This is a genomic window from Lentzea kentuckyensis (assembly GCF_002150765.1).
Lineage (GTDB): Bacteria > Actinomycetota > Actinomycetes > Mycobacteriales > Pseudonocardiaceae > Lentzea > Lentzea kentuckyensis.
Genome location: NZ_MUYM01000261.1, coordinates 49490 through 58072, shown reverse-complemented (window position 1 = coordinate 58072; position 8583 = coordinate 49490). Strand labels below are relative to the sequence as shown.

The 8583-nt window shown below is 69.6% G+C and carries 7 protein-coding genes; 3 read left to right on the top strand and 4 right to left on the bottom strand.

Annotated features, from left to right (window positions below; all coding sequences use genetic code 11):
* On the bottom strand, window positions 1-1005 hold a 1005-nt coding region (locus B0F77_RS46850), incomplete at its 3' end, for an MMPL family transporter (protein ID WP_158103041.1).
* Window positions 1006-1010: 5 nt separating this feature from the next.
* A complete protein-coding gene (locus B0F77_RS46845; RefSeq protein WP_086669423.1) occupies window positions 1011-1562 on the bottom strand; it encodes a TetR/AcrR family transcriptional regulator in 552 nt (183 codons plus the stop codon).
* Between the two features lie 365 nt (window positions 1563-1927).
* On the opposite strand from B0F77_RS46845, the gene B0F77_RS46840 reads away from it, so the two are divergent.
* Window positions 1928-2218: a DUF1905 domain-containing protein gene (locus tag B0F77_RS46840; RefSeq protein ID WP_086669422.1), complete on the top strand. Its 291-nt coding sequence runs from the start codon at window positions 1928-1930 to the stop codon at window positions 2216-2218.
* Here B0F77_RS46840 and B0F77_RS46835 read toward each other — a convergent pair.
* Window positions 2215-3348: an endonuclease/exonuclease/phosphatase family protein gene (locus B0F77_RS46835; protein WP_086669421.1), complete on the bottom strand. Its 1134-nt coding sequence runs from the start codon at window positions 3346-3348 to the stop codon at window positions 2215-2217. The two genes, B0F77_RS46840 and B0F77_RS46835, sit on opposite strands and share 4 nt — an antisense overlap.
* Window positions 3349-3542: 194 nt before the next feature.
* On the opposite strand from B0F77_RS46835, the gene B0F77_RS46830 reads away from it, so the two are divergent.
* A complete protein-coding gene (locus B0F77_RS46830) occupies window positions 3543-6161 on the top strand; it encodes an AfsR/SARP family transcriptional regulator (RefSeq protein WP_086669420.1) in 2619 nt (872 codons plus the stop codon).
* Here the strand turns inward: B0F77_RS46830 and B0F77_RS46825 are convergent.
* Entirely contained in the window at window positions 6158-8122 is a 1965-nt protein-coding gene (locus B0F77_RS46825; protein WP_086669428.1) for an MDR family MFS transporter, read from the bottom strand. The two genes, B0F77_RS46830 and B0F77_RS46825, sit on opposite strands and share 4 nt — an antisense overlap.
* 93 nt (window positions 8123-8215) lie before the next feature.
* On the opposite strand from B0F77_RS46825, the gene B0F77_RS46820 reads away from it, so the two are divergent.
* Window positions 8216-8548 (top strand): putative quinol monooxygenase, encoded by a 333-nt coding sequence (locus B0F77_RS46820; protein WP_086669427.1) that lies wholly within the window; start codon window positions 8216-8218, stop codon window positions 8546-8548.
* The last annotated feature ends 35 nt before the right edge of the window (window positions 8549-8583 follow it).

Sequence of the window (8583 nt, the reverse complement as noted above, 5' to 3'; positions counted from 1 at the left end):
GCGGGTCAGCACCCGGCGGCCGAGCATGCTCAGCACGGCGGGCACCAGCGTGATGGCGATCAGCACCGCGACGACGATCGTGGCGGCGGCCGAGACACCCATCTGGGTCAGGAACGGGATGCCCGCGATCGCGAGGCCCACCAGCGCGATCACCACGGTCAGACCGGCGGTGACGACGGCGGAACCGGCGGTGCCGACCGCGGTCGCGATGGCGTGGCCGACGTCGGAGCCGCGGCGCAGTTCCTGGCGGTAGCGGTTGATGATGAACAACGCGTAGTCGATGCCGACCGCGAGACCCAGCATCGAGGCGAGGATCGGCGTGGTGGACTGCAGGTCCATGAACCCGGACGCGATGGTGATGCCGAGCGTGCCGATGCCGACGCCGACAGCGGCGCTGAGCAGGTTCATGCCCGCGGTCACCAGCGAGCCGTAGGTCAGCGCGAGCACGACCAGCGCCAGCACCACACCGATGACCTCGCTCGGCCCGCCGACGTGCGGCGTCTCCTGCATCGCGGTGCCGCTGACCTCGACGGTCAGGCCGGCCGCGCGCGCCTTGTCGACGGCCTTGGTCAGCTCGGCGCGCTGCTCGGCGGTGACCTCACCGGGCTTCACGTCGTAGGTGACGGTGCTGTAGCCGACGTTGACGTCGCGGTTCACGCTCGGCGCGGCCGGGTCCAGCGGGAAGGTCGCCGAGGTCACGCCCTTGAGCGACGACTCGTCGGCCACCAGGTCGGTGATCGCCTTGGCGTGCTGCGGCAGCTTCTGGCCGTCCGGTGCCTTCAGGACGACCCGTGCGGTCGCGGTCTCGCCGGAACCGAACTTCTGCTGGATGCGCTCGAGCGCGGTCGTCGACTCCTGGCCGGGGATGGACATCGAGTTGGACGTCTCACCGCCGAGCGTGAAAGCGCCGACACCGGAGCCGATCAGCACGAGCAGCCAGATCAGGACGACGGGGAGGCGGTGCTTGTGCACGCCCATCCCCAGTCTGTAGAGCAGTTTCGCCATGATGTTCAGGCCTCCCGGTGCCCGAGTGCGTCGTAACAGGTAGCGAGGATCAAGGGGCGCCACGTCGTCTTGTCGCCTTCCTGGTTGGCCAGGAGGGTGAGCACGGCCATGGCGCTGAGCGCGGCGACGATCCGGATCGCGCGGGGTAGTTCCTTCTCGGGGTCGATGACGAACATCTCGTTGATCATCAGTTCGTCCTGGGCATGCTGCGGGTCCTCACCCGGTGCCGTCATCGCCCGGAACAGCAGTGCGACGAGGCCGGGGCGGTCGAGCGCGATGTCGGTGAGCAGCTCCAGCGCGCGCCGTTCGCGCGCCGGTCCGGCCGGCATCGGCGCGACCTGCTCGGCCACCTGCCTGCTCAGCACCCGGCTCTGCTGCCACGCCGCTTCGAAGAGAGCGTCCTTGCTCGGGAAGTGGTGCAGCAGACCGGCCTTGGACAGGCCGACAGCGTCCGCGAGCGCCTTCAACGAGGTCTGCTCGAAGCCGTGCCGCGCGAAGAGCGCGGCGGCGGCGTCGAGGATCTTCTCGTCGACTCCGGTCCTGGCCTGTCGTGGCATACGACCGACTTTACGGCGTTTACCGACCGGTTCGGTAGGTAAACCGACCGATTTGGTCGGTGGCGTTCGTCACCACAATGGGGGAGTGACCGAGACGAGGCCATGGCATCAGTCACCCACAGTGACGTCACGCCGGCCCGCCCGTGTTGCCGTTGGACACGCGGGGACCTTTCGTACGCTCACGCCGTACGAAAGGTCCCCGCGTGCCGAAAAGTGGGGCTGGCGGGGGCCCTGTGAGTGAACGTGTATCGCTTTGGCACGGGGCCTGGTGGTGGCAGTGGGCACCGGCCGGGCTCGCCGAGCGGTTCGACGAGGACTTCCACGTCAGCGTGTCCCTGTGAGTCCGCTGCTGTGAGAATGGGGCGATGTTCGTCTTTGACGCGGAACTGTGGCTCTGGGACGCCCGCCGCCTGGACACGTGGACCTTCGTGACGCTGCCCGAGGACGTCTCGGACCAGATCCGCGACATCGCCACGCCCGGCACCGGCTTCGGTTCCGTGAAGGTCCGGGTCGGTGTGGGCGCGAGCAACTGGTCGACGTCGGTGTTCCCGGACAAGCAGTCGGGTTGCTACGTGCTGCCGATCAAGGCCGCCGTGCGCAAGAAGAACAACGTGGAACCCGGCGACGTCATCGAGGTGACCGTCGAAGTGGTCTAGAGCGACCAGTCGATGTCGGCGTAGATCGCGGCGTGGTCGCTGGCCGCGTGCACCTCGTTGGTCATCGTTTCGTAGACGTCCCAACGGTTCTTGGTCCGCGGACCGCGCCACACACCCTTGCGGAAGACGCCGCCGCCCACCGCCTTGGCGAACAGCTCGGGGGTGAGCAGGACGTAGTCGATCTTGCCCTTCTCGTTGACGCCGCGGTACGTGCCGAGGCGGTGGTCCCAGTCGAAGTTCTCGTGCTCGCTGATGTCGCGCAGGCCGGTGCGCTGGAACAGCGGGCGCAGGGCCTCGCTGTCGGCGGTGTCGTTGAGGTCGCCGACGACCGCGATGTGCTCGTGGCCCTCGTCGCGCAGCCGGTTCACGATGCGGGCGATGCGGACCGCCTGGCGGAACCGGCGGCGCGCGCCGATCGGGTCGCCGGGAGCGCCGTAGCCCTTGGACTTCAGGTGGTTCACCAGCACGACGACCTCGGGACCGGCGGGCGTGCGGACGTGGTACTCGGCGCAGTCGCGGGAGAAGATGACGCCAGAGGAGTCCTTGGCGTACACGTGCGTGCGGATGGTGATGACCTGGTGTCCATCGCGCGTCAGCACGCCCACGTTGATGCCGCGCTCGTCGTTGCCGTCGATGAGGTGGACCTCCTCGTACGGGGTCCAGCCGACGTGCTTGAGCATGCTGGCGGAGAACATGTGCAGCAGCTCGCGGGACTCCGCCTCGACGACGCCGAGCACGTGAGCGCCGACGTCGCGCATCACCTGGGCGGTGTGGCGGGTGGCGAGCTCGCTGATGGGTTCGGTGGTGAGCTCGACCCAGCCGACCCAGGACTCGCGACCGCCGGCCACGACGGTGGTCTCGCCGGTGCGGTGCCGCGCGAGGAACCGGCCGCGGATGCGCCGCAGGATCGCGTACTTGCTCCGGTCACTTCGCAGCAGTTCGAGCGTCGCCAGGTGTTCCTTGAGTTCTTCCTTGACTTCCGGCGTGTACGTCTCGCACGCGATGAGCTCGTTGAACCGCGCATGGGCGGCCAGGATCGGAGCCGCGTGCCTGGTCGCGTTGCGGCCCATGACTTTGGGGCGCTCGAACATGTTCTCCACGTTGAACGACCCGATTCGCGTGATGCTCATCAGTTCCAGGGTCGCATGTGGATATACGGGTCCGCCCTGGGCTGGTCGGGTGATCTTTCGTGGCGGAAGAGTGTGGGGAAGGCCCCTTCTGGCTGGGCTGCCGGTGTCTGGTGACCGGGGCCTTCCTGCGAGGAGGAGATTGCCCGTGTGATCAAGGATGAACCTAGGATGAACCTTGAATCCGCTGCTGAGGGGTGATCTTGGAGTTCGGGCTGCTCGGTGCCGTGGAGGTGCGCGACCGGGGCGCGCTGGTCGAGATCGGCCACGTCCGGCAACGGTCCGTGCTGGTCGCGCTGCTGGTCGAGGAGGGCAGGCCGGTGCCCGTCGACCGGCTGCTGGACCGCGTCTGGGGCGAGCGCGCGCCGCTGAGAGCCCGCGAGACGCTCTACGGGTACGTGTCAAAGCTGCGCAAGCTGCTCGAACTGGACATCGAGCGGACGCCGGCGGGCTACCGGCTGACGGTCGCACCCGAGCAGGTCGACCTGTTCCGCTTCCGCGCACTCGTGCGGCAGGGTGCGCTCGACGAGGCGCTCGGGTTGTGGCGTGGCGAGGCGCTGGAAGGACTCGAGTCGGAGTGGTTCGACGCGCTGCGGGAGAGCCTGCACGCCGAACGCGTCGCCGCCGAACTGGATCGCAACGACCTGGCGCTCGCGGCCGGCAGGCACGTCTCGGTCCTGCCGACGCTCCGGCAGGCGGCGGACGAACGCCCGCACGACGAACGCCTTGCCGCGCAACTGATGCTGGCGCTGCACCGGTCGGGCAACGACGCGGAGGCGTTGCGGCACTACGACTCCATGCGACGGCGACTGGCCGACGAGCTCGGGGCGGACCCGAGTAAACCGTTGCAGGACGCGCACCAGCTGATCCTGGCCGGGGAAGCGCGGGCCGAAGGTCCACGGCAGTTGCCGGCGCCGCACCCGTGGTTCACCGGCCGCGCGGACGAACTGGCAGCGCTGGAACCGGCAGGCACCCCCACGATCACCGCGATCGGCGGCACGGGCGGCGTCGGCAAGACCGCGCTGGCGCTGCACTGGGCCCACCGGAACCTGGACGCGTTCCCGGACGGCCAGCTCTACGTGAACCTGCGCGGCTTCGACCCGTCAGCCGAGCCGACGCCGCCGGAGACGGTGCTGCGCGAGTTCCTGGAGGCACTCGGGGAGAAGACGATCCCCGCCGGTCTGGACGCGCGGGCCGCCCGGTACCGCGGCCTGGTCGCGGGCCGCAGGATGCTGGTGCTGCTGGACAACGCTCGCTCCACCGAGCAGGTCGTGCCGTTGCTGCCCGGTTCCGACGTGACGGTGCTGGTCACGAGCCGGCTGAAGCTGGCAGGACTGGTGGCCGCGCACGGCGCGCGGTCGGTGTCGCTCGACGTGCTGCACCCTGCCGACGCCCACGAGTTCCTCACCGCGCGGCTCGGCCCCGAGCGGGTCGCGGCGGAACCCGAGGTGGTCGAGGACCTGCTGAGCTGGTGCGACGGGCTGCCGCTGGCGTTGTCGATCGTCGCCGCGCGCGTCGCGATGGAACCGGACTTCCCGCTTGCCGTGTTCGCCGAGGAACTGCGCGAGCAACCCCTCGACGCACTGGACGCGGGGGAGATCGGCACCAACCTGCGGGCGGTCTTCTCCTGGTCCGTCGCGGCGCTGTCGGACGAGGCAGCGCGCGCGTTCGGGCTGTTCGGGACGGTCGGCACGGCGGACGTGAGCCTCGCGGCGGTGGCGGCGCTGCTCGACCGGCCCGCCCCACGGACCCGGATGGTGCTGCGGGAACTGGAGAACTCCCACCTGGTGCAGCAGCACGTGCCCGGCCGCTACCGGATGCACGACCTGGTCGGGCTGTACGCGGCGGATGTGCGGGTGGACGCCGGATCGCGGCTGGCCGACTTCTACGCGGCCACCGCGCGGGCCGCGGCGATGGTGCTGGAGCCGTTCAAAGTGCTGCCAGAGCACGAAAGCCGCCATGTCCTGGCTTTCGCGGGCAGCGCCGCGGCCATGGCGTGGTTCGACGCGGAGCACGCCTGCCTGATGACCGAACAGCGGCAGGCCTTGGAGTGCGGCGCCTCCAACGTGGCGTGGATGCTCGGCCGCACGCTGAACCCCTACCACCTGCGTCGCGGACGTGCCTCCGACGACGTCGACGCCTGGCTGATGGCGTTGCGCGCCGCCGAGGCGCTGGGCGACGAGACGAAGCAGGCGACCGCGCACATGTGCCTCGGCGCGGACTACGTCGAGCTGGGCGAGTCGGCGTTGGGGCACAAGCACTTCGAACGCAGCCTGGAACTGTTCGCCCGCAACGACGACCACACGGCCCACGGCGCCGCGCACCGGGCGATGGCGTGGGCGGCCGAGTTCGAGGGCGACCTGGAGAAGGCCCTGGAACACTCGGTGCGGGGGCTGGAGGAGTTCCGCGCAGCCGGGTCGGAGATCCGCGAGGCCGAGTCGCTCAACGAGGTCGGCTGGCGCTACGCGTGCCTGGGCCGGTACGCCGAGGCGCGGACGTTCTGCGAAGACGCCTTGCTGCTCAACAACAAGCTCGGGCACGCCGACGGCACAGCGGCCACTTTGGACAGTCTCGCGCACATCGCCCACCACGACGGCCGGCACGCCGACGCCGTCGCGCACTACCGCGAGGCGCTGGCGCTGTACCGGGAGCTCGACAACTCGGCGGAACAGGCCACCGTGCTGGAGCACCTCGGCGACGTGCACGCGGCGGCGGGTGAGGAGGCTGAGGCGCGTGCGCAGTGGGCGCTCGCGTTGGAGCTGTACGAGAAGCAGGGCCGCGGCTCGGAGGCGGCGGCCCTGTCCGCGCGGCTCTAGACCTTGCTCAGCTGGCGGCCGCTCTCGATCAGTTCGTCCGTGAACGAGTCGAGGGCCTGGGCGAAGTCGCGCTGGTCCGGCTCGTGCCAGTCCTCCAGCTGGTCGAGCAGCCACCGCCGCCACGCCTGCACGAGCTGCGCGAACACGTCCGAGCCCTGGTTGGTGAACCGGTAGCCGTCGTCGCCGAACGTCAGGTGCCCGGACCGGACGAGCTCGCGCGCGGTCGGTTCGAAGATGCCGCCGGGCACCTTGGTCATCTCGGCGATCTCGTCGAGTGTGGCGACGCCGTCGTCCGTCGACGCCCGGTACACCCGGCCGAGCAGCCACGCCTGTTCCAGCGGCAGGTCGACGCCCGAGCGCCGCAGCACGGCCAGGGTCGGGTCCTCCTTCGACTTCGTGACCACCGTCGAGACGAGCTTGCGCAGTTCGTCGTAGGAGTTCGAGGGCGGCGCGGCGAAGCTTTCGCCCACACCGCTGTTGCCGGTCGCCGCGGCGCGTGAGGTGTCCCTGAGCTGAACCTGCGGCAGGAAGAACGCGACCAGCAACGCGACGAGCCCGATCGGCGCGGCGATCAGGAACATCATCTGCACCGTCTCGGCGTATCCGGCGACGATCGGCACCCGCAGCGCGTCGGGGAGCGCGTGCACGGCGGCGGGGCTCGCGATGGCGCGCGGGTCGGCGCCCTGCGGCACCACGAGGTGCTTGGGCAGCTGGTTGGCGTAGATCGTGCCGAACATAGCGACGCCGAACGAGCTGCCCATCGTGCGCAGGAAGCTGATGCCCGAGGTGGCCACGCCGAGGTCGGAGTAGTTCGTGGTGCTCTGCACGACGATCACCGGCACCTGCATCACCAGGCCGATGCCCGCGCCGAGCACGACCATGAACGCGCCCATGACCCAGTAACTGGTGTCCGCGTCCAAATAGGACAGCAGGAGGAGGCCGACGGTGAGCCCGACCGAGCCGACGAGCGGGAAGGCCCGGTACCGGCCGGTGCGGCTGATCACGTTGCCGGTCAGCAACGCCGTGGACATCAGCCCGGCGATCAGCGGCAGCATCCACAGACCGGACGCGGTGGCCGACTCGCCGCGCACGTACTGCAGGTAGATCGGCAGGTACGTGATGCCGCCGAGCATCGCGAACCCGACGACGAAGCTCAGGATGCCCGACACCGTGAACACCCGGCTGCGGAACAACCTCATCGGCAGCATCGGTTCGGCCGCGCGTTGCTCGACGAACACGAACGCCACGAGCAGCACGATCGACGCGGCCGCCATCCACAGGATCGTCGGCGACGTCCACGCGTACTCGGTGCCGCCCCAGCTCGTGACCAGCGTCAACCCGGTCGCCGCGAGTGCGATCAGCGCGATGCCCGCGTAGTCGATCTTCGGGTGCCCCTCGGCCCGGATCGTGGGCAGCGCGGCGAGGGCCACCAGCACCACCGCGACGCCGAGCGGGATGTTCACGTAGAACGCCCACCGCCAGCTCAGGTGGTCCACGAACAGCCCGCCGAGCAACGGCCCGGCCACCGTCGCGATGCCGAACACCGCGCCCGCGAACCCCTGGAACTTGCCGCGTTCCTTCAACGGCACGACGTCCGCGATGATCGCCGTCGAGGTGACCATCAACCCGCCCGCGCCGAGACCCTGGACCGCGCGGAACGCGATGAGCATGCCCATCGACTCCGACCAGCCCGCGAAGAACGACCCGACCAGGAACAGCACGACGCTGATCACGAACGTCTTCTTGCGCCCGTACAGGTCACCGAACTTGCCGATCAGCACCGTCATGATCGTCTCGGCGAGCAGGTACGACGTCACCACCCACGACAGGTGCGCGCCGCCGCCCAGGTCCGCCACCATCGTGGGCAGCGCGGTGGACACGATCGTCTGGTCGAGCGCGGCCAGCAGCATGGCGAGCAGGACGGCCGCGACGACGAGGTTCCGCCTGCGGGTGTCGATCATCTCGGGCACGGGGCGATGATCGCGCAGGTCGCGCGACCTCGCAGGAGATGACCGCACCCCATAGGGTTGACGGCGATCGCGAAGGAGGCCGTCTTGATCTTCATCACCGCCAAGTTCCGCGTCCTGCCCGAGCACGCGGACGCCTGGCCCGAGATCTCCAGGAGCTTCACCGAGGCGACGCGTGCCGAGCCCGGCTGCCTGTGGTTCGACTGGTCCCGCAGTCTCGACGACGCCACCGAGTACGTCCTGGTCGAGGCGTTCCGGGACGGGGACGCGGGTGGCGCGCACGTGCAGTCGGAGCACTTCAAGAACGCGCAGAAGGAGTTGCCGCCCTACCTCGCGGAGACGCCGCGCATCGTCAGCCAGGTCGTGGAGCAGGACGACTGGTCGCGCCTGGGCGAGATGGAGGTTCCGCCACGCGGGTGAGGCTTGCCCGGATCGTTTGGCGCAGGCAGTTCCTC

Excerpts from the sequence above, each read along its gene's own strand:
- B0F77_RS46845 (WP_086669423.1), bottom strand. The coding sequence starts at position 1,562 with ATGCCACGACAGGCCAGGACCGGAGTCGACGAGAAGATCCTCGACGCC.
- B0F77_RS46840 (WP_086669422.1), top strand. The coding sequence starts at position 1,928 with ATGTTCGTCTTTGACGCGGAACTGTGGCTCTGGGACGCCCGCCGCCTG.
- B0F77_RS46835 (WP_086669421.1), bottom strand. The coding sequence starts at position 3,348 with ATGAGCATCACGCGAATCGGGTCGTTCAACGTGGAGAACATGTTCGAG.
- B0F77_RS46825 (WP_086669428.1), bottom strand. The coding sequence starts at position 8,122 with ATGATCGACACCCGCAGGCGGAACCTCGTCGTCGCGGCCGTCCTGCTC.